Raw genomic sequence first — 20,505 nt, forward strand, 5'->3', positions numbered from 1 at the left:
GGTCACACTGGGGAGTGCTGCGGAGGGTGGGTTGCCGAGGGGATAAAGGATATTGCTTATGGCATCACGACGGCATGCAATACTTAGTTTTGTGAAATAAGTATTTTGGCTTGGCAGTTTTTTGGATATTCACAATCTCAACTTCGGTTTGGACATCCGAAAAAGATCAGATATTGTTAAGTCAGGGGATGCGATTTTTAATTGAAAATTTGGGGGTGGTGGCTTATGGCCCTTTCGTTGCGTGCAAATTATAGTCGTGTTTTATTTAGTTTTCTCATTTCCGGATCTCTGACTTTGTCATACAGTTCCGGGGCGAATGCGCGGTTCATATCGCCTGACCCCATGGATCCGACGCTGGCGGGTGTTAACACCAACCGTTACGCCTATGCTTTGAACGATCCCATCAACAATAGCGATGCCAACGGTCATTTTGCCGTCGCAGGCGCTGTGGTGGGTGCGGCTATCGGAGTGGCCATTCAGGCGGCTATGGATACTTATAATGGTCGCTTAAGTGGTGCAAACGTCTATGCAGGAGCCGCGATCGGTGGCGCGGTTGCCGGTGCCACTGCCGGACTGGCATCGGGGCTTGGTGCTGGCGTCTACGGAGCGTCTGTCGCGTCCGGGGTGACGGGCAATGTCGCTGCCGGGGTGGCCGAAAAGGCATTCAACGGACAGGCCCCTACCGTTGCGGGCGTCGCTGGTGATGCGATGTCAGGTGCGGTATTCGGGGTCGTTGGAGGAGCCGTTGGCTCCAAAGTGAGTGGTTCCTTGCAGGGATTGTCGGCTGCACAAAAGGGTAAACTTGGGGAGGGGCTGACAACATTTAAGGAGTTATTTAAGGGGAATGTTGATCTCGGTAATCGGCCTGTCCTTTCTGGCGGTAAAACAGCGACAGGCCTCGACAGACGGGCGATAATAGATCACGAATTCCAAAATATATTTACCGGAAATAGCAGACTTGTGGAGTCGAAATTTGGTAAAGCCGCCGGCCTTACTAAAAATCAGCGAGATGCACTTGCAAATGGCGCAGAATTTGAGGTCAATCGGATGACGCCGGATTCCGTTTCCGGTTTTGCAAGTGGAACTGCGGCGGGGGCCGCTGCTGCCGGCGAACATTCACAAGTCGATGATAGCCAAAAATATCAAGATTAGTCATGAAGCAAAAGACCGGGAAAAAGATCAGTAATATGAAAGCGGTCAAGCAGCAATTTCATGATCGCATCGAGCCCCTTTTCATGAACTGGGGACTATCGCAGCATCCTAATCCTAGCGCGTCTTTTGGGCCGACCGATCAGGGATTTTTTTATGATTTTGCAGATCTACGCGATTTTACCGATGTGAAGTTGGTGAGCTTCTGCATTATTCAGCCGAACGCTTCGTTGTGGATTCCAGGGTTACGACTTGGTGTCTTCGAGAAAAATTTAATGGAGTTACCCACCATATATGGTTATACCAAGGATGTTTACAGATTAACGAGAAGTTGGTCCATTTGGCGCCCATGTTATGTCAAATTTGAGTTAGGCTCCAACATAAAGCAAGAGGATATTCCGCAAAAAGCGGAGGCCTTGATCGACGACGTCCTGAAAAACATCGGCAAACTTCATCGCTACCTGTATGGCTGACCCCGCATGAAGCAGCGAAGCGTCAAGAAACTCAGTAAGATGAAGGCGGTCGATCAGCAATTTCACGCGCAAATCGAGCCGCTTTTTATGAACTGGGGCTTGTCGCGACATCCAAATAAACGTTCATATTTCGGCAAAGAAGATTTTGGTTACCGTTACGATTTCGCGGATGTTCGCGACTTGTCTGATGTGAAATTAGCAAGCTTTGCTATCCATCATCCCTACGGTTCCTTGTGGATCAGGGGGTAGCGACTTGGTCGATTCAACGAAAATATAGAAGAACTACCAATACTGTTCGACAATATTAAAGGAATTTTTATTTTGACGAGAGACTGGTCGATTTGGCGACCATGGAATATCAAGTTTGAATTGGGTTTTAACATCAAGCAAGAGGATATCCCGCGCAAGGCGGAGGCGTTGATCGATGACGTTTGTAAAAATATCGACAAACTTCATCGTTACTTATATGACTGACCCCGCATGAAGCAGCGGAATGTCAAAAAAATCAGTAAGATGAAAGCGGTCGATCAGCAATTTCATGATCGGATCGAGCCACTTTTCATGAGCTGGGGATTGTCGCGACATCCAAATTCTGACGCTCGTTTCGGACCGACCGATCATGGATTTTTCTACGATTTCGCGGATTTGCGGGATCTTTCCGATGTCAAACTCGCAGGTTTCGGTATCATACAACCTGACGCTTCTCTGTGGATCCGGGGTTTCCGGCTTGGCGAATTTAAGGCGAGTATTGATGAGGTTCCTGTTTTATATGATACCATTGAAGGCATTTTTACTTTAACAAGACGTTGGTCGATTTTGCGACCGCTCGATGTCACGTTTTCCTTGCGCTCTCATATCGAGCCATCCGATATTCCGCAGAGGGCGGAAGCCTTGATCGACGACGTGCTGAAAAACGTCGGCAAACTTCATCGCTACCTGTATGGCTGACCCAGCATGAAGCAGCGGAATGTCAAAAAAATAAGCAAGATGAAAGCGGTCAAGCAGCAATTTCATGATCGCATCGAGCCGCTTTTTATGAGCTGGGGATTATCTCAGCATCCAAATAAACGTTCGTATTTCGGGGTATCAGACCATGGTTACCGTTACGATTTAGCAGATGTCCGCGATTTGTCTGATGTGAAATTAGCAGCCTTTAGCATTTATCAGCCCGACGCTTCACTTTCGATAAGAGGCTACCGGCTTGGCCCATTTGATAAAGATATAGAAGATCTGCCAATATTGTTCGGCAATATTAAAGAGACTTTTGTTTTGAGGCGAAACTGGGCGATCTGGCGGCCGCTCGATGTCACGTTTTCGTTGCGCTCTCATATCGAGCCGTCCGCGATTCCGCAAAAAGCGGAAGCTTTGATCGACGACGTCTTCAAACATATCGGAAAGCTTCACCGTTATTTGTACGATTGAACTGTGTAGGTTGTTTCAAACCACGTCATATTCGGTTTGTAGGAAGCTCTTCTGCATTTTTGAAATCGAAAAATTGAGACTGAACGCGCAACTCGTTTCGCAGTCATATGTCCAAAAACCGCCCGCAACATCAGTTGCGAGCGGCTTTTGCCGGGAGGAGCATTTACCTTCCGTTCAACTCACCTCAATGCGTGTCGAGGCTCTGCTGCGGGCGCCATTTGGCGAGGCGGTTTTCGACCAGTGTCATCACATATTCGGCGGCCAGCGTGATGATCATGACAAGCACGATGGCGGCGAACATGCCGGCGGCGTCGAAGGTGCCTTTGGCAATCGAGATCAACTGGCCGATGCCGTAGCGGGCGCCGACGAATTCGCCGACGATGGCGCCGATGATCGCAAAGCCGAAGGAGACGTGCAGGCTGGCGAAGATCCAGCTCATGGCGGACGGTACGATCACCGCCTTGGTCACTTGCCAGTCGCTAGCGCCGAGAATGCGGGCATTGGCAATCATGTCCTGGTCGGCTTCGCGCACGCCCTGGAAGGCGTTGGCGAACACCACGAAGAACACCATGATGAAGGCCAGCGCCACTTTGGAGGCAAGGCCGAGGCCCATGATCATGATGAAGATTGGCGCCAGAACCACGCGGGGGATGGAGTTGATCGCCTTGATATAGACAGAGAAAATATCGGACAGCAGCTTGTTGCGGCCAAGGCCGATGCCGACCACCACACCGGCAATCGAGCCGGAGAAGAAGCCGATCAGCGCCTCTTCCATGGTGATGCCGAGATTGTACCAGAGTGAGCCTTCCGTGGTGCCATTGACGGCCCAGTCATAGATCCGCTCCACCACCGCATAGGGGCTGGCATAGAAGAACGGGTCAATCCAGGTCTGGTCGGAAGCCACCTGCCACAGCGTCAGCACGCCAACCAGAATGGCGATCTGCCAGAACAGCACGATCTGCTTGCGGCGCTTGACTGATTTCAGTGCAGCGGCCTCGATTTCCTTGTCCGATGTGCCAGCGCGGAAGGTGGCCGCAGGGGTGGTCGGGCTTTGCATACTAATGTCTGCCATGATTCTATCCTCCTCAGGCGGCTTCGCTGGCGCGGCGGTAGCTGGTTTCCACTTCCTGACGCATGTCTTCCCAGATCGTCTTGCAATATTCGACGAATTCCGGCTCGTAACGAATCTCGGAGACAACACGTGGGCGCGGCAGCGCGATGGGGTAGACGGATTTGACTGTGGCGGGACCGGCGGTCAGCACATAGACCTTGTCGGCCAGCGCCACGGCCTCTTCCAGATCGTGGGTGACGAAAATCACCGAGGCCTTGCGCTCGGCCCACAGTTTTAGCAATTCTTCATGCATCACGGTGCGGGTCTGCACGTCCAGCGCCGAGAAGGGCTCGTCCATCAGCAGGATTTCCGGCTCGTTGATGAAGGTCTGGGCCAAGGCCACGCGCTTCCTCATGCCGCCCGAAAGCTGGTGGGGATAGTGATGCAGAAACTTGCCAAGGCCGACGCGGGCCAGCCAGTCTTTCGCCAGCTTTTCTGCTTCGGTTTTGGATTTGCCGCGAAACAGCGGGCCAGCCATGACATTGTCGATGACGTTCTTCCACGGAAACAGTGCATCCTTCTGGAAGGCAAAGCCGACGCGCGGGTCGATACCGTTGACCGGGCCGCCCATCAGCCGCACTTCACCAGCGCTGGGCTTGGCAAGGCCGGTGACGAGGTTGAGCGTGGTGGATTTGCCGCAGCCGGTCGGGCCGACGACGGCAACGAATTCGCCGCGCTCCACCGCCATGTTGAAATCTTTCAGCGCAGTCAGCGTCTTGCCGGTGGGGGAGACGAAACGGCGCGTCACATTGATGAGTTCGATAGCCGGGGTCCGGCTCTGATCTTTGGCCATGGGACATCCTTCCGACGAGCGTCAGGCCCGCAGAGTGTTGTTCGTTAAAGGAGAGGAGGGCCGCCCGACCGAAAAGGTAGGCGGCCAATCGTAATCAGAACTTGGCGTTCTTGACGAATTCGGTCGTATAGGTCTTGGACAGGTCGATCTTCTTGCCCTTGACGTTCTTGGAAAACTCCGAGAGTACGGCCAGAACCGTCGGCGGGCCATCTTCCGGCATTACGCCATCGGGGGTGAACATGCCTTTGCCCGCGTCGAGAGCCTTGATATAGCCCTCCTTGTCGCCAACGTAGAAATCCTTCGGCATCTTTTCAGCGATTTCAGCCGCAGAATGGGTGTTGATGAATTTCAGCGTCTTGACGAAGGCGTTGGCAAGCTTCTGCACCTCTTCCTTATGTTCCTTGACCCAGGCGGTTTCCATGTAGAGCGAGGCGGCCGGATAGGTGCCGCCCAGCGCTTCGCGGGTCTTGTCCACGGTGCGCAGATCGACCAGAATCGAGGCTTCGCCGGTCTTGACCATGCGCGAAATCGTTGGCTCGGTGGTCATGCCGCCCTGGATGCTGGCCTGCTGTATGGCGGCAATGAATGTGCCGCCCGCGCCAACCGGAATGGTCACGATCTCGCCTGGTTTCAAGCCGGCCTTGGAGGCCATGTAGAGGGTGAGGAAATTGGTGGACGAGCCAAGCCCGGTCACACCCAGCGTCTTGCCCTTGAAATCGGCAAAGCTCTTGATTTCCGGATTTTTGGTCGAAACTAGCTGGACTTCGCCCGGCGCCTGGCTGAACTGTACGACGGATTCAACGAACTTGCCCTTGGCTTGCAGATCGACGCAATGGTCGTAGAAGCCGACCACGCCGTGGACAGCGCCAGCCAGAAGCTGGTTTTCCGCATCGACGCCCGCTGCTTCGTTCAGCAGCTCGACATCAAGGCCTTCTTCCTTGAAATAGCCAAGGCTCTCGGTCAGTTTTGCGGGCAGGTAGATCTGCTTTTCAAAACCACCGACCATGATAGTGATCTTTTCGGCAGCCTGCGACAGGGCGGTGCTGGCCGTCAGGCTGGCGGCAGCGAGTGCGCACAGCGAAAGGGCGCGGAAAAATTGGCGTGTGGAACGCATGGATATTATCCTCCTCTGGGTCAATCTCCGTGGCGCGCTCCCCGGCGCGTCTCCTCCACGGGATGGTGGAGCGTTTGTAGCAGCGCTAGCTTTCAGTCAGCTTTCAGAGGGCGAAAAAATGAATGGACTCCTAACAGTGTTGAAATCTGGCCCACCCCCTTTACGCTTCGATGGCGGCCCGCCGCGTTCGGTCTTGCGCGCCTCTTTTTCGAGATCTCTTACGCACCATTCTTAATCGAGAAAATTATCAAGTGACTGGAAGACGCCCGCCGTTTTCCAAAGGCTCCTGTTGCCGACGACGTAGAGAGCTTCTTTGGCTCTTGTCGCTGCAACATTCAGCAAATTAGGACGACCACCGGCCCAACCACGCGCGCCGCGCTGCTGCGCATCTGGCGCTCCCAAAATGAAGAAGACGGCTTCCGCCTCTCGGCCTTGGACAGTGTGAACCGTGCCAATACGTTCGCGAACCCACTGATAGGGGCTGTCTACCCAGCCATCGAGTATGCCGCTTGTCCGCAATGCGTCCCGCATGCGATCCTGCACCACGACAAACGGCGTCACGACATAGAAATCGGGTGGGCATTTGTTATCCTTAAGCTGGCGCAAAACTGCCAGCAGCGCCGCGCCTTCCTGGGGGCACCATTTTTCCTGCCCGCGTCCTTCGACATCGATCCAGCGTGATGGACCGAGAACATTTCTAATGGCAGAGGATTTTGCGACCTTCGCCTGAACCATCAGGTTCTCGTAAGCGATGGAATTGGAAATGCTGAACATTGGCTCTGTGCAGCGGCGATGCACGAGCAGTGGAACACCAACGTCACGTGTTCCGAATTTCGTTTCGAACGTGCCGTAATATTCGGTGGCGCTGTCGGCCAATGTCTGGGTGGAGGCCCCTGGCGCATTATAGATCAGTGGATCGATGCCGAACTGGTGGCACATGGCTTCAGTCAACTGATCAGGCAAGACGACGACCGGCTCGATCTGGATGGGGTCGCCGACAACCATTGCCAGTTGCGTTCGCATCAATGCGCCGATCGCAGCTTGTGGCAAGGCCTGCCCTGCTTCGTCCACAAGCAGCCATCCGAAGGCTTCTGGCCCGATCTTTGCAAACATCCGAGAGACCGACGCGAAGGTCGTCGATATCACCGGCACCAGCAGGAACAAGGTGGACCACATATCCGGGATCAGCGCATCCTTTTCAGGGCTTCAGAGCGAGCGGGTGCCGAAGCCATCGAGCAGGACGTTAAGATTATGCCGGATGGGTTTGGCGGCGGCATCGATGAAGGCCTTATGAAGAGCCATCGCCGCCTCGAACACATCGTTGCGCAAATGCGCTGTCGTCGCATCCAGCCAAGGCGCGCTTTTCTGCTTTTCCGGATGACGCAGCTTAAAGAAATCGTCCGAGATAAATGTGCCGGGATAGTGTTGGCTAATGGCTTCTAAGGCACTCCGTTCGCGGTTCAGCGCTTCAGTCAATCCTGCGATTGAGGCTTCCATTTGCTTGAGTTCACTGTCGGCGCGCGCATGTTCGGAGCTCTTGACATTGGTATCAGCCGCCAGGCTTGAGAGCGTCGCTTGCTCGGACATGAAGCGTTGGGTGATGGTGCCGTGTGCTGCACGCCATGACCGATAGGTCTGGGTGCCGAAAAGACGGCTGAACAGTCCTGGGCGGTTTTTTGCGGATGCGTCGAAGTCTTTTTTCAACGCGTCTACGATTTTTCGCTGGGCATCTGATAGGGACACAGCGTGTCGAGCGCGTTCCGCCATCGCGGCAACGACTGGAATCATTGTGCTTATTTCAGCATGAAGGCTACCAATCTTTTCCAGCTTTAACGGGATAGAGCGTAGGAGATCGTGAGCCTTTTGCAAATCAGCCAATTTCGTTTTGGCGGATGCCGTTACTTTGCGGAAATGCTGGCGTGCCTTCTTCCAGCGTCGCAAAGCGTCTTCGTGGTCCTCTGGCGCGTTTTCGTTGACGATAATATGCGGAGGTCTTTGCTTTGTACCGGTTTCAGTCTTCTCTGTGATGAATTGGGGATTGCCGCTGGCCTGCTGCAAATATTTCTGCATGCCGACATCTTCGCCCCACCAGAAGGTTTGTCGGAAATCGCCTCTGTTCTTGCCGTTGCCGAGAACCGCAGCGACCGTTCCCCAGGTGTCGCGCTGCAACAGCGCGTCCGAGACGGTCTTGAAATACCGCAGACCATTGGCATCTGCCGCAATCGCCTCCATTGCAGGCAGTTCGGCGCTAACATTCTCCACGGCTTTGTTGTTGGAGGACGCAACGATCATCTCGTAGCCGGTGATTTTGCTATCAAGACGGTAGAGATGAATGAAGGCGTTTCCCTTTCTAATCTTTTGACCGGAATGGATGAACGCATTTTCTGGTTCGTCATAGGTGCAGAGAATTTCCGCCCGTTTGGTGACGAGAGCGGCGATGACATCGCGCAGGAGTGTGGTCTTGCCCGTGCCGGGTGGGCCGTTGACCGCCAGAATGCCATCCGTCTTCAGGTCATGTATGGCGAGATTAACGGCGCATTGCTGGAGAAGCGCCAACGGATGCCGACCATTGCCCGGCCACGATCCCAAGGGGAATTTTTTGGGTTCGAGAGCATCTGCTAGCGCCTCATTGTCCTTCATCAGGTTGTGGCGGCTGCGTGGTTTGATGACGCCCAGGTAGCGCTTGAGGTTTGGTGTCGCCTTGCCTGATGTTATGAGCGAACGGGCCATGGCCAGATCGTCGAGAAAGAAGGAGTTGAGCAGGATCGATTCCGGCGGGTCTTGCAGCTTGAAGAATTGATAGGATTTTATGGCAAAAGCCGGAGGTTTTGCAAATTGAGCTGACAGACCGATGGCCTGAACCAGCCAGTCATATGCAGTTTGGATCGTCTTTCTTGTCAGCGGTAATGTCTTGCCGTCTTCCCCTTTGACGACAACTTTATTGGTCAGACCTTCCACGAGCACCTGTTCCGCCTGCGACCATTGGGCAAGATCGCCAAGCCGCCCGCTCAGCGCTACCGGAATTCCCCATCCGAAACTGGAAACGGAAACGGCTTCGTTTTCTACAGGACGACCTTCCCGGTCCAACATGATCGTGGCCAGCGCGGCCTCTCCACGTGCCTGTGGGCGCTCAGCCCGGCTGTCGGTGTAGACCGAGAGCAGGGCTTTGACGGCAGCTTCCATGTCGACGCTGCCAAGCACGAGCTGATAATAGAGTTTTTGATTTGGGCGGCTCTTCTCACCACCGTTCTCCCAAGGGAGAACCTCCTTATTGATATCGCCAATGCGGTATCGATCGCCGCCGGTCAAATCTTCCGGTTTGCGGAAAGACGGCGGTGACAAGACCTCCATTGCTGTCCATGCTGACAGGACATTGTCGGCGTCGTTGGTGATAGGAGGCCGTTCGAGCGGCGGGCGGTTGGCGGATGGGGTGGCGCCTCTCGGCGCCTCTGACGTTCCAATCGGTGAGGCTATGGATGTTTCGACAGACGTCGGGGTAACTGGAGATGAACGAATCGGAGCAGTCTTGTCGTTTGCGACATCGGTCAGATGTGGTTTGGTGGTCACTCCTATAGCTTGCAATACGCGTTGTCGTAATTCGTTTGCCCGCTGGACTTTCCGTTCGGAGAGTTCCTCAAGCAACTGGTTCAGAAACTCTGCATCACCGCGCCGTTGATCGAATAGCTGCTCAAGTTCTACCACACCTTTTTGGATCAACGGTCTTTTGGTCATGTTCATAAAATCTCTGATTGATAGGACAGGACTTTATTTACGATCAAAGGTTGCGATAAACCTAAAATTCCTCTCTTTAACACGGAAAGAGTGTGTTAAATCTGCGGTTTCGACGCCATGCCCGCCACATAGGTTTCCACCACCACCCGGTCGTCGCCCAGCGTCTGCATCAGGAACAGTTCTTCGGTCAGCGAGGTCACAGCTTCCATTTTTAGCGCCATGGCCGGGGTGGCATGGGCATTGAGCACGACCAGATCGGCCTCGGTGCCGGGTTCTAGCGTGCCTATTTTGTCGGAGAGCGACAGGGCTTCGGCATTGCCGAGCGTCATATGGTAAAAACTGTCGAGCGGGTTCAGCCGCTCGCCCAGCAATTGCTGGATCTTGTAGGCCTCATCCAGGGTGCGCAGCATGGAATAGCTGGTGCCGCCGCCGATATCGGTGGCAAGGGCAACGCGCACCGGCTTGTCGCGGCGCTGTATGGCTTTCAGCGGAAACAGGCCGGAGCCGAGGAACAGGTTTGACGTTGGGCAATGCACCGCGACAGAGCCTGACTCTGCGAGAGCGTCGGCTTCACGCTCCGAAAGATGGATGGCGTGACCGAACAGGGTTTTACGCCCGAGCAGGCCGTAGCGGGCATAGATATCCGTATAGTCAGTTGACTCGGGGTAAAGGCTGGCGGTGAAATCGATTTCCTCGCGATTCTCAGAGAGATGCGTCTGGATATGCAGATCAGGGAATTCATGGGCCAGCGCCTGGGTCCGCTCCATCTGCTCCGGTGTCGAGGTGATGGCAAAGCGCGGGGTGATGGCGACGAGGTTGCGGCCGCGTCCGTGCCAGCTTTCAATCAGCTCCTTGGTCTCGTCATAGCCGCTCTGCGGCGTGTCCAACAGGCCTTGTGGCGCATTGCGGTCCATCATCACCTTGCCGGCGATCATCCGTGTGCCGCGACGGGCGCTTTCGGCAAAGAAGGCATCCGCCGAGGTTTTATGCACCGAGCAATAGGCAACCGCCGTCGTCGTGCCCTGGCGCAGGAACTCATCGAAGAAATGCGTGGCGATCCGTGCTGCATGCGCGGTTTCAACGAAGCGGCATTCCTCTGGGAAGGTATAGGTGTTCAGCCATTCCAGCAGGTTGGCGGCGTAGGAGCCGATCACCTGCATCTGCGGAAAATGCACATGGCAGTCGATAAAACCGGGCAGGATCAGATGCGGGCGGTGGTCAATCTCGATGGTCTGCGGGTCGGCCTCTGCCTTGACGCTGTCATAGGCGCCGGAGGCGAGGATCAGGCCGTTTTCCACCAGAACGGCGCCATCGCTTTCATAGAGGTAGCTGGCGGTATCGGTGATGTCGCGGGGCTGGCTGTGGAAGGAGAGCAGGCGTCCACGGATCAGGGTCTTTGTCATTACGGGCTTTTGCCTTTCACAGCACTTTCATACCAGGCGACCAGCAGGGCGCGTTCCTGAGGGGTGACCTCCGAAACATTGCCGGGCGGCATGGCGTGGCTTCGTCCGGCCTGGATATAGATCTCCCGGGCATGCGCCGCAATCTCGGCATCGGTTTCGAATTTGACGTTCTTGGGCGCAAATGTCAGCCCGTCCCAGACCGGTTCCGCCGCATGACACATGGAACAGCGCGCCTGGACGATATCGCGGGCGGTGCCGAAATGCGCGTCGGCCATGAACTGCTGCTGCATCGGAGAGAGTGCTGCATGCTCGCCAGTATCAGGCTTCTGCACGGTAGATAGCCACATGATGATGATAAAGATCACTGTGGTCAGCATCCAGGCCCAGATCGGACGGCCTTTGCGGGCATGGGTGGTGTTGAACCAGTGACGGATGGTGACGCCCATCAGGAAGACGAGAGCGGCGATAATCCAATTATAGGCGGTGGCGAAGGCCAGCGGATAATGGTTGGACAGCATGAAGAACACGACGGGAAGCGTCAGGTAATTGTTGTGCAGCGAGCGCTGCTTGGCAATCATGCCGTATTTCGGGTCGGGTTTACGCCCGGCAATCAGGTCGGCCACCACGATGCGCTGGTTGGGCATGATGATGAAGAACACATTGGCGGTCATGATCGTCGCGGTAAACGCGCCCAGATGCAGGAAGGCGGCACGCCCGGTAAACACCTGTGTATAGCCCCAGGCCATGGCGACCAGCAGGATATAGAGCAGGATCATCAGCCCCCAGGTATTCTTGCCGATCGGCGATTTGCACAACAGATCGTAACAGATCCAGCCAATGGCAAGCGAAGCCATCGACAGGCCGATGGCCTCCGGTTGACTGAGGTCGAGCACGCTGCGGTCGATCAGAAACAGATCGGCGCCGCCGTAATAGACCACGCAGAGCATGGCAAAGCCGGAGAGCCAGGTGGCATAGCTTTCCCATTTGAACCAGGTTAGATGCTGCGGCATCGAGGCGGGCGCCACCAGATATTTCTGCACATGGTAGAAGCCGCCGCCATGTACCTGCCATTCCTCGCCATAGACGCCCTCCGGCATGCCGGGGCGTTTGACGAGACCCAGATCCAGCGCGATGAAATAGAAGGAAGAGCCGATCCAGGCGATAGCAGTGACGACATGCAGCCAGCGGACCGCAAAAGCCAGCCATTCCCAGGCGATGGCGAATTCATACATGGTTGACCTCTTTGACTCTCCCGACCAGTGACATTGCAAAATACTGGCGGCCAAGGGAAGGGCACATTTTCGCAGATGCGCAAAAATATGTGCATGCGCATGTTTTAGGCAGATTAGGCGGGGATCAAGCGGTATGGACGCCGTTCAGTTCTAGGGGTGGCAGGCTTGCGATCAGCCATTGGTGAAAGGCTTTGACCTTCGGCACGGTCCGGCGCGATGGCGGGTAAACCAACCAATAGATCTGGTCATCGCCCAGCCGCAGGTCGAAAGGCTGGATCAGACGACCGGATGCGAGTTCTTCCTCGACATAGAACGGGCTAAGAATGGCGACGCCATGTCCGGCCATGGCTGCGCCGGCTTGAAGGTCGAGGGCACCCTGCGCGTCGAGGCCGATGGAGGTTGGCAGGGAGGATGCAATGCCCGCACTGTGAAACCAGTCCGCCCACCAAGTCTCGCAGCTGCTCACGCGCGGCAGTTTGAGCAGATCTGCGGGCTCGCGGATGCCACCAATGCTGTCGGCTAGCGCTGGACTGAGCATGGGGGCATAATCCAGTTTCAAAATCGGATGACAGATCAACCCGGGTACCGGCTCTTTGCCAATATGGATGCCGACATCGCCGCCGTCACGGGCAAAATCCCGCTGCTTCCCATCGCTCCGCAGCAGGCGCACGGCAATACCCGGATGCTGGAGTTGAAAACTGCCGAGATGGCGCGCCAGCCAATGGGAGGCGAAGGTTGGCGTGGAGTGAATTTCCAGAACTTCGCTTGCCTCATGCCGTGCCAGTGCCACGGCCTCGCGCAGCAGCTCGAAGCCTTCCCGCGTTTTCGGTAGCAGCCGTTCCCCGGCCTCGGTCAGGCTGATTTGCCTTGATGTCCGCAGAAACAGCAGCGCGCCGAGATTATCCTCCAGCAGCTTGATCTGATAGCTCACCGCCGTCTGCGTCATGCCCAGTTCTTCGGCGGCACGGGTAAAACCATTGTGGCGGGCAACGGCCTCGAACACCCGCAGGGCATTGATGGGGAACTGTTTCGACAATTTCATCGGATAAGCTCTCTTTATGGATGAGCATAGTAATCCGATTGGATTTCTGAGGCAACTGCCGCCACTATCCACATATCAAGCCGGGTGCTGTTGCTGAATTTATGCCTCTGCCCGCCCGGTCTCACACATCAATAGATTTTAGGGAGCGCGGAGCATTATGCCATCTGCGAAAGCATTGTCATGCCTCGTTGCGAAGCTTTTTAGCAGGATGATGAGCGGTCTTTCTGGTCCCAAACACCGTCGTCGAAGCCAAGACTTACCAGAGGATCTGAGGCAGGATGTCGGTCTTGATGATATGCTGCCTGAACAGGTCGCTGATACCGTCTGGTTGCCCGCCAGCAGGCTTAGGCATTTGCTGCAAGGCGCTCTTCGTTGATCAGGCCAGCGCCCTCCAGACCCGTGATCATCGGCCCTAGCCTATGGCGGTAATGGGCGGTCTTTTTATCGACGCCGCTATAGAGGCCCTGGCGGACCTGGGCGCTACTCAGCGTCATCACAGCCCTTTCAGCCTTGTGGAAGTCGAGGCAGTTCGCGTCCCAGGGCAGGCCGCAAAAGGCCAGCAGGCGGCGGGTTTCGGCTTCCTGGTCGAGCGTCAATTGTTCATAGCCAAGCTCTAGCACATCATCAGGAAATAGCGCCTGCCAATGGGCGCAGAGCCGCCGCTGGGCGGCGATATAGCGGGCGGTCTCAGCCTGATCATAGCTATATTGCATGCCGTCGCTTGGAAAATAGCTGGAATAAAGCGCAAAGCCGCTGGCCAGCGGATCGCGCTTCATGATGACGATCCTGGCGTCAGAAAACATCAGCTTGATAAAGCCGACCCAGAGGAAATTGACCGGCATCTTATCGACGACACGGGCGTTTCCGGCCTTTTCACGGACCGGGACGATATAGCGCCGGGCCGCATCGGCCAAGGCTTTGGGCGTCACGCTATCGGGGCCGCGCAATGTCTGGCGGTCTGGCTCGAAGAAAGCGTCGGTGATCGCATAGCTCAGCGTTTCCAACTCACCGGCGCCGTAGACATCGGCGTGGCTGGCAAGGATCTGCTCGGTCAGGCTGGTGCCGGAGCGCGGCAGGCCAACCACGAAGATCGGCCGTTCCGGCTGGAGATATCCCGCCTTGGCGATGCTGTCCTGCGTTGAGCGGACGAAATCGGCGGTGAACCGGGCTTGCAACGCCTGCATCAGGTCAAGATCCTGATCGATGGTATAGGCGGTAAACTGCCGCCGCCGTTCACGGTTGGCGTCTTCGAGATAGGTGAAGGCGTCGTCATATCGGCTGATATCGTTCAGCGCCTTGTAAAGCGCGAAGCCGAGTTTCAGCCGCCGAGCGGGCTCATCGGCCAGCGTTGCATGCAGGGCCTGCATGGCAGCGATATCTGGATCGTCTGGCCGGCTGCGGCTCAACATGCCCAGCAGCAAATAGCTATCGACATGGGTGGGATCGAGGTCCAGCACCTTGCGATAAGCCGCTTTTGCCTCATCCATCCTCCCGACGCCCTGCAACGCTTGGCCCAGATAAAAATGCGCGGTGAGATCGCCGGGATGGACGCTGACCGCCCGTTCCGCCAGCGCCAGACCCTGCTTGAAATCACCGGCAATCAGACTGCGGAAACTCTTGTCATTCAGCGCGACCAAATGGTTCGGGTCTTGGTGGAGGGTTAGATTGTAGGCCTCATTGGCTTCCAGATGGCGGCCCGCCTGTTTGAAGCAGTAGGCAAGGGCGCTGTAGAGCGCGGCAGTCGGACCGCCTGCTGCTATCGCGGCCTGATAATGGCTGATTGCGTCCGGCCAGCGCCCGTCGATCTGGGCCAGATCGGCAAGCCTGCTATGGGCGGAAGGGTCGGCATGGATCAATAGGACCGCCTGCAGAAGCTCCGTTGCCCCGGCATGGTCGTGAAGATGGATTGAAATCTCGGCCAGATTGCGTGCGGCCTTGCAGGCCATGTGTTGCAGATCCTCGGCCTTGCGGCGGTCGTCGGATGGCAGTTTGGCCAGATCGGCTGGCCTATACTGGCGCGCCATGGCCAGCAGCGGTTCCAGTTTTTGGCGCTGGGCCTGCAATTTTTCCAGGGCGCTCATCGTGTCCGTTCTCTCATGTCCATTCCGGACCTGAATGGCAGATCAGCCCTGCGTGAGGCTGTGGTTACAGCAGGCGGTTGACCAATTCGGCGGCGACCAGCGCGGCGATGACGGGCGGGCGCTTGTCCTTGATCGGGCTTGCGCCGATCGGCAGGATCAGCCGGTCCAGTATTGCCGAGTTGTCGCCCTCGCGTTCCAGCCAATGGGCGAAACTGGCGCGTTTGGTGGCAGAGCCGATCATGCCGATATATGCGAGATCATCGCGGGCCAAGGCTTCGCGGGCAATCAGGAAATCCAGCGCATGGTCATGGGTGACGATGACAGCAGCACCGCCGGGCGCGATTTGCGCCACATGGGCTTCCGGCATGGCCGTGCGGTCGAGCGGAATGCCGGTTGGCACCGCGCCATCAATTGCGTCGCGCGCATCGATCAACCGGGTGCGAAACGGCAGTGGTGCCAAGGCAGCGGCCAGCGCCAGCCCGACATGGCCAGCGCCAAAAATGAAGACCTGGGGGAATGCCTGCCACGCCTGCTGCGCCAAGGTCAGCAGCTCTTGCCGCCGCTGCTGTGTCAGGAGAGAAAGTGTCAGTTTCACCCAGCCGCCGCAGCATTGGCCGATGGCCGGGCCGAGCGGCACATCCATCTCTGCCTGATCTTCGCCAGCATCCAGCATGGCGCGGGCCTTTTCAATCGCCAGATATTCCAATTGTCCGCCGCCGATGGTGCCAAGCACCTGATGGCGTGCCACCACCATCAGCGCACCGGCCTCACGGGGGGTTGAGCCTTTGGCTTCAGTGACAGTCACCGCCACACAGTCAGCATGGCGCGACAGGAAGGCGGCAAGCACTGCGCCGGAAAGATCAGTCACGCGCGCTGTGCCTCCTTCAACCGCTCGACCGCCATCAAGACCCGCTCCGGCGTGGCTGGTGTATCGAGGCGCGGGCAGAACCGGTAATCGGCCACGCTTGCCACCGCCATGGAGATCGCCTCCAGCACCGAATTGGCCAGCATGAAGGGCGGTTCACCAACCGCCTTGGAACGGCCAATGGTGAGTTCGGTATTTTCCGCCCAGTCCGCCAGCTTGACGTTGAAGATTTTCGGCCGGTCGGAGGCCAGCGGGATCTTGTAGGTAGAGGGCGCGTGGGTGCGCAGCCGCCCTTTGCCGTCCCACCACAATTCCTCCGTCGTCAGCCAGCCCATGCCCTGCACGAAGCCGCCTTCGATCTGGCCGATATCGATGGCCGGATTGAGCGATTTGCCGACATCGTGGAGAATATCGGTGCGGTCGATAAGATATTCGCCGGTTAGGGTATCGATCGAGACTTCGGTGCAGGACGCGCCATAGGCATAATAATAGAACGGTGTGCCGCGTCCGGTTTCCCGGTTCCAATGGATTTTCGGTGTCTTGTAGAAACCGGCAGCCGAAAGCTGGACGCGGGCGAAATAGGCCTGGCGGATGAAATCGGGGAAAGCAATCTCTTCACCGCCAACCCTGACACGATTGGGCAGAAACACCACGTCAGCCTGCGACACGCCCCATTTTTCCGAAGCAAACGCCACCAACCGCTCCTTGATCTGGCGCACGGCATCATAAGCGGCCATGCCGTTCAGGTCAGAGCCGGAAGAGGCGGCGGTGGCCGAGGTATTCGGTACCTTGCCTGTTGTGGTGGCAGTGATCTTCACCTTGTCGATATCAACCTGGAAGCCATCGGCAATCACCTGGGCCACCTTGGTATAAAGGCCCTGGCCCATTTCGGTGCCGCCATGGTTGAGATGGATGGAGCCGTCCTGATAGACATGCACCAGCGCGCCCGCCTGATTGAAGGCGGTCATGGTGAAGGAAATGCCGAACTTGACCGGCGTGAGCGCAATGCCCTTTTTGATCACCGGGCTGGTCTTGTTGAAGTCGAGGATCGCGGCGCGCCGTGCCTGATAATCGCAGGCGGTTTCCAACTCCTCGACCACGCGGGCGATAATATTGTCGGTGACCTGCTGATGATAGGGCGTCAGGTCGCGGCCTGAACCCATCTCGCCGTAGAAATTAGCCTTGCGGACCTCCAGCGGGTCTTTGCCCAGGCTATAGGCGATTTCCTCGATCACCCGTTCTGCCCCCAGCATGCCCTGCGGCCCGCCGAAACCGCGATAGGCGGTGTTGGAGACCGTGTGGGTTTTCAGCGGTTGAGAGGTCAGCTTCACATGCGGGTAGAAATAGCTGCTATCGGCGTGAAACAGCGCCCGGTCGGTGACGGGGCCGGACAGGTCCGAGGAATAGCCGCAGCGGGCGGCGAAATTGGCTTCTATGGCGTGGATACGGCCATCGCCATCGAAGGCGACGTCGAAATCCATTTTAAAATCATGGCGTTTGCCGGTAACGCTCATGTCTTCGTCACGGTCCGGACGAAACTTCACAGCCCGGTTGAGCTTCTTGGCAGCCAATGCGGCCAGTGCGGCAAACTGATTGCCTTGGGTTTCCTTGCCACCGAAGCCGCCGCCCATGCGCCGCACATTGACGGTGATCGCATGCGAGGAAATATCCAGAACATGGCCGACGATATGCTGGATTTCCGACGGATGCTGGGTCGAGGACCAGACGGTGACATCATCGTCTTCGCCGGGAATGGCAAGCGCGATATGGCTTTCCAGATAGAAATGCTCCTGGCCGCCGATCCGCATCGCGCCTTGCAGCCGGTGTTCGGCCTTGTCCAGCTCAGTTTCTGGGGTGCCGCGCTTTAGCACCATGCCTGGGGTGACGAGCGGCGCGCCGTTTTCCAGTGCGGCATCGATATCTGTCCAGAAGGGCAGGTCGCGGTATTCGATTTTGGCCAGCCGTGCCGCCTTGCGGGCCGCGTCGCGGGTCTCGGCGATGACGGCAAAAACCGTCTGGCCGTGAAACTCCACCCTGTCGGTGGCAATCAACGGCTCGTCATGCCGCCCGCCGGAGGAGACGTCGTTGGTGCCGGGAATGTCGCTGGCCGTCAACACTGCGACGACGCCGGGATAGGCTTCGACGGCGGACAGATCGATGGAGAGAATGTCGGCATGGGCGCGATCCGCCATCCCGAGCGCGCCATGCAGCAGGCCAGCGGGTTCTGGAATATCGTCGATATATTCGGCACTTCCGGCTACATGCTTATGGGCTGAATCATGGCGCAGCGATTGATGCATCGGACCCTGGATGGCGGCAGTGGTGGTGAAGAGGGCCTTATCCATGGGGTTGGTTCCTTGCATCAGTGTTTGAAACCGCCGCTGTTTTTATTCGGTCACGTGGCTTCGCCCCCCTCATCCCCCTGCCGGGACCTTCTCCCCGCGGGGGAGAAGAGACGAGTGGTGATGCCTTGCTCCCAGTGAAATGCCGAATTCTAAACGGTTGCCATACGAACAAGGCGCTTGCAGTCTGCGTCTTCTCCCCAACGGGGAGAAGGTGGCGGCAGCCGGATGAGGGGGGCGAAGCCAAATGCCAGATGTTCATACCTATCAAACCCTCTCCACCGCAAACCGTTCCAATTCCTGCCTCTCGCCGGATGTTTCCAAAAAGAACCGCGTCAGCAGGTTCTTGGCCGTCAATTGCCGGTAATCGGCGCTGGCCCGCCAGTCGGTCAGCGGCTGGTAATCTTCATCGAAGGCGGGGCGGGCAGCCTCAATGCTCTCTCGGCTCCAGATCGTGCCAACAAGAGCCGCTTCCACGGCACGCGCCCGTTTCGGTGTTCCGGCCATGCCGCCAAAGGCGATGCGGATGCTGGCGACGCGGTCGCTCGCATCCTTCTCCAGATAAAAAGCACCGCAAAGCGCCGAGATATCCTCATCGCGGCGCTTGGAAATCTTGTAGACAGCAAAGTCGCTTCCGGCCTTGTGGGCGCTTACGAAAATGCTCTCGACAAATTCGCCTGGCTGGCGGTCTTGCTTGCCGTATTCAATGAAAAAATCTTCCAGCAGCAAGGTTCTCGTCCCGGAGGTGGACCGAAGTGTCACCGTCGCGCCAAGGGCAATCAGGGCCGGAGGCGTATCGCCAATCGGCGAACCATTGGCGATATTGCCGCCAATCGTGCCCATATTGCGCACCTGCTGGCCGCCGATCCGCTCGATCAACCGGCCAAAGGCGGGGATTTCAGTCCGTAGACAGTCAAAGGCGGCGCTGTAGCTGACACCTGCGCCAAGGGTGATGCCGGTCTCATCGACCGTGATTTCCTGCAAGGCTTCCAGATGGTTGATGAACACCACGGGGCTTAACGTCCGCATCTGCTTCGTCACCCACAGACCGACATCGGTTGCACCGGCAACAATCGTTGCCTTGGGGTGAGCCGCCAGCACATTGGCTAGCGCCTCGACGCTGTTGGGGACGATCAGGCTGCGGCCATCGTCGCCTTCCAGGGCGATGGTATCGGTGCTGGTCATGGCCTCCAGCGTGGCGATGATCTGCTCGCGTTCCCGTGCCAGAGGATCGAACAGCGCTGAGGGCCGGGTGAGGCCCATCTGCTCGGCGGCCTTGACGATGGGCTCATAGCCGGTGCAACGACAGAGATTGCCTTGCAAAGCCCGCTCGATTTCGGCCCGGCTGGGCGCTTCGCTGGTCAGCCACAAGCCGTAGAGCGACATGACGAAACCGGGGGTGCAGAACCCGCATTGCGAGCCATGGCAGTCGACCATGGCCTGCTGCACCGGATGCAAGGTGCCATCCTTGGCAGCCAGATGCTCGACCGTTACCACATGGCTGGCGTTGAGCGAGCCGATGAAGCGGATGCAGGCATTGACTGCCTCATAGCGCAACGCGCCCTTCACCAGCCGCCCGACCAATACCGTACAGGCCCCGCAATCGCCTTCCGCGCAGCCTTCCTTTGACCCGGTCAGCCGCTTTGCCAGACGCAGATAATCCAGCAGCGTGCCGGTCGGGTCGGCGCTATCAAGCGTCACGGGCTGGTCGTTGAGCAGAAAGCGGATGCGGTTGGTCATGATGGC

The 20,505-nt window shown here is 57.2% G+C and carries 17 protein-coding genes; 5 read left to right on the top strand and 12 right to left on the bottom strand.

Annotation, left to right across the window (positions count from 1 at the left end; translation table 11 throughout):
• The first annotated feature begins 225 nt into the window (after positions 1–225).
• The 5 genes from ASB66_RS26540 (at position 226) to ASB66_RS22145 (ending at position 3,044) form a co-directional block, all read left to right on the top strand.
• Complete coding sequence (locus ASB66_RS26540) at positions 226–1,152, top strand: RHS repeat-associated core domain-containing protein (RefSeq protein ID WP_171430935.1); 927 nt, start codon at positions 226–228, stop codon at positions 1,150–1,152.
• Positions 1,153–1,154: 2 nt separating this feature from the next.
• Entirely contained in the window at positions 1,155–1,622 is a 468-nt protein-coding gene (locus ASB66_RS22130; protein WP_060719943.1) for a hypothetical protein, read from the top strand.
• Positions 1,623–1,628: 6 nt separating this feature from the next.
• Complete coding sequence (locus ASB66_RS22135) at positions 1,629–1,871, top strand: hypothetical protein (protein ID WP_060719942.1); 243 nt, start codon at positions 1,629–1,631, stop codon at positions 1,869–1,871.
• A 231-nt stretch (positions 1,872–2,102) separates the two neighbouring features.
• Positions 2,103–2,570, top strand: a complete 468-nt coding sequence (locus ASB66_RS22140) for a hypothetical protein (protein WP_147274067.1) — start codon at positions 2,103–2,105, stop codon at positions 2,568–2,570.
• Positions 2,571–2,576: 6 nt separating this feature from the next.
• Positions 2,577–3,044: a hypothetical protein gene (locus ASB66_RS22145; RefSeq protein WP_060719940.1), complete on the top strand. Its 468-nt coding sequence runs from the start codon at positions 2,577–2,579 to the stop codon at positions 3,042–3,044.
• Between the two features lie 184 nt (positions 3,045–3,228).
• Here ASB66_RS22145 and ASB66_RS22150 read toward each other — a convergent pair whose 3' ends face one another.
• The 12 genes from ASB66_RS22150 to xdhA form a co-directional block, all read right to left on the bottom strand.
• Complete coding sequence (locus tag ASB66_RS22150; RefSeq protein ID WP_060719939.1) at positions 3,229–4,116, bottom strand: ABC transporter permease; 888 nt, start codon at positions 4,114–4,116, stop codon at positions 3,229–3,231.
• A 13-nt stretch (positions 4,117–4,129) separates the two neighbouring features.
• Positions 4,130–4,948, bottom strand: a complete 819-nt coding sequence (locus tag ASB66_RS22155) for an ABC transporter ATP-binding protein (protein ID WP_015916803.1) — start codon at positions 4,946–4,948, stop codon at positions 4,130–4,132.
• A gap of 94 nt (positions 4,949–5,042) precedes the next feature.
• Entirely contained in the window at positions 5,043–6,062 is a 1,020-nt protein-coding gene (locus ASB66_RS22160; RefSeq protein ID WP_060719938.1) for an ABC transporter substrate-binding protein, read from the bottom strand.
• A 231-nt stretch (positions 6,063–6,293) separates the two neighbouring features.
• Positions 6,294–7,238, bottom strand: coding sequence for a DEAD/DEAH box helicase (locus tag ASB66_RS22165; protein WP_060719937.1), 945 nt, complete (start codon positions 7,236–7,238; stop codon positions 6,294–6,296).
• A gap of 30 nt (positions 7,239–7,268) precedes the next feature.
• The gene (locus ASB66_RS22170) at positions 7,269–9,800 is read right to left on the bottom strand and encodes a DEAD/DEAH box helicase family protein (RefSeq protein ID WP_060719936.1); all 2,532 of its coding nucleotides are present in this window, start codon (positions 9,798–9,800) and stop codon (positions 7,269–7,271) included.
• Between the two features lie 89 nt (positions 9,801–9,889).
• Positions 9,890–11,197 carry a guanine deaminase gene (gene guaD / locus ASB66_RS22175; protein ID WP_060719935.1) on the bottom strand — a complete coding sequence of 436 codons (1,308 nt, stop codon included), beginning with the start codon at positions 11,195–11,197 and terminating at the stop codon, positions 9,890–9,892.
• Entirely contained in the window at positions 11,197–12,429 is a 1,233-nt protein-coding gene (puuD, locus tag ASB66_RS22180) for a urate hydroxylase PuuD (RefSeq protein WP_060719934.1), read from the bottom strand. The genes guaD and puuD overlap by 1 nt, the downstream gene beginning before the upstream one ends.
• Before the next feature lie 124 nt (positions 12,430–12,553).
• Entirely contained in the window at positions 12,554–13,471 is a 918-nt protein-coding gene (locus tag ASB66_RS22185) for a LysR substrate-binding domain-containing protein (RefSeq protein WP_060719933.1), read from the bottom strand.
• A 344-nt stretch (positions 13,472–13,815) separates the two neighbouring features.
• Positions 13,816–15,552 carry a tetratricopeptide repeat-containing sulfotransferase family protein gene (locus ASB66_RS22190; RefSeq protein WP_060719932.1) on the bottom strand — a complete coding sequence of 579 codons (1,737 nt, stop codon included), beginning with the start codon at positions 15,550–15,552 and terminating at the stop codon, positions 13,816–13,818.
• A 64-nt stretch (positions 15,553–15,616) separates the two neighbouring features.
• Complete coding sequence (gene xdhC / locus ASB66_RS22195; RefSeq protein WP_081089183.1) at positions 15,617–16,420, bottom strand: xanthine dehydrogenase accessory protein XdhC; 804 nt, start codon at positions 16,418–16,420, stop codon at positions 15,617–15,619.
• Positions 16,417–18,762, bottom strand: a complete 2,346-nt coding sequence (gene xdhB / locus ASB66_RS22200; protein WP_060719962.1) for a xanthine dehydrogenase molybdopterin binding subunit — start codon at positions 18,760–18,762, stop codon at positions 16,417–16,419. The genes xdhC and xdhB overlap by 4 nt, the downstream gene beginning before the upstream one ends.
• 264 nt (positions 18,763–19,026) lie before the next feature.
• On the bottom strand, positions 19,027–20,499 hold the full coding sequence (gene xdhA / locus ASB66_RS22205) for a xanthine dehydrogenase small subunit (protein WP_060719931.1): 1,473 nt from the start codon (positions 20,497–20,499) through the stop codon (positions 19,027–19,029).
• Between the last annotated feature and the right edge of the window lie 6 nt (positions 20,500–20,505).

This window comes from Gillisella vitis, assembly GCF_001541345.2.
Taxonomy (GTDB): domain Bacteria; phylum Pseudomonadota; class Alphaproteobacteria; order Rhizobiales; family Rhizobiaceae; genus Allorhizobium; species Allorhizobium vitis.

Coding starts and splice junctions, on each gene's coding strand:
- ASB66_RS26540 (WP_171430935.1), top strand. CDS start 226: ATGGCCCTTTCGTTGCGTGCAAATTATAGTCGTGTTTTATTTAGTTTT.
- ASB66_RS22130 (WP_060719943.1), top strand. CDS start 1,155: ATGAAGCAAAAGACCGGGAAAAAGATCAGTAATATGAAAGCGGTCAAG.
- ASB66_RS22135 (WP_060719942.1), top strand. CDS start 1,629: ATGAAGCAGCGAAGCGTCAAGAAACTCAGTAAGATGAAGGCGGTCGAT.
- ASB66_RS22140 (WP_147274067.1), top strand. CDS start 2,103: ATGAAGCAGCGGAATGTCAAAAAAATCAGTAAGATGAAAGCGGTCGAT.
- ASB66_RS22145 (WP_060719940.1), top strand. CDS start 2,577: ATGAAGCAGCGGAATGTCAAAAAAATAAGCAAGATGAAAGCGGTCAAG.
- ASB66_RS22150 (WP_060719939.1), bottom strand. CDS start 4,116: ATGGCAGACATTAGTATGCAAAGCCCGACCACCCCTGCGGCCACCTTC.
- ASB66_RS22155 (WP_015916803.1), bottom strand. CDS start 4,948: ATGGCCAAAGATCAGAGCCGGACCCCGGCTATCGAACTCATCAATGTG.
- ASB66_RS22160 (WP_060719938.1), bottom strand. CDS start 6,062: ATGCGTTCCACACGCCAATTTTTCCGCGCCCTTTCGCTGTGCGCACTC.
- ASB66_RS22165 (WP_060719937.1), bottom strand. CDS start 7,238: ATGTGGTCCACCTTGTTCCTGCTGGTGCCGGTGATATCGACGACCTTC.
- ASB66_RS22170 (WP_060719936.1), bottom strand. CDS start 9,800: ATGAACATGACCAAAAGACCGTTGATCCAAAAAGGTGTGGTAGAACTT.
- guaD (WP_060719935.1), bottom strand. CDS start 11,197: ATGACAAAGACCCTGATCCGTGGACGCCTGCTCTCCTTCCACAGCCAG.
- puuD (WP_060719934.1), bottom strand. CDS start 12,429: ATGTATGAATTCGCCATCGCCTGGGAATGGCTGGCTTTTGCGGTCCGC.
- ASB66_RS22185 (WP_060719933.1), bottom strand. CDS start 13,471: ATGAAATTGTCGAAACAGTTCCCCATCAATGCCCTGCGGGTGTTCGAG.
- ASB66_RS22190 (WP_060719932.1), bottom strand. CDS start 15,552: ATGAGCGCCCTGGAAAAATTGCAGGCCCAGCGCCAAAAACTGGAACCG.
- xdhB (WP_060719962.1), bottom strand. CDS start 18,762: ATGGATAAGGCCCTCTTCACCACCACTGCCGCCATCCAGGGTCCGATG.
- xdhA (WP_060719931.1), bottom strand. CDS start 20,499: ATGACCAACCGCATCCGCTTTCTGCTCAACGACCAGCCCGTGACGCTT.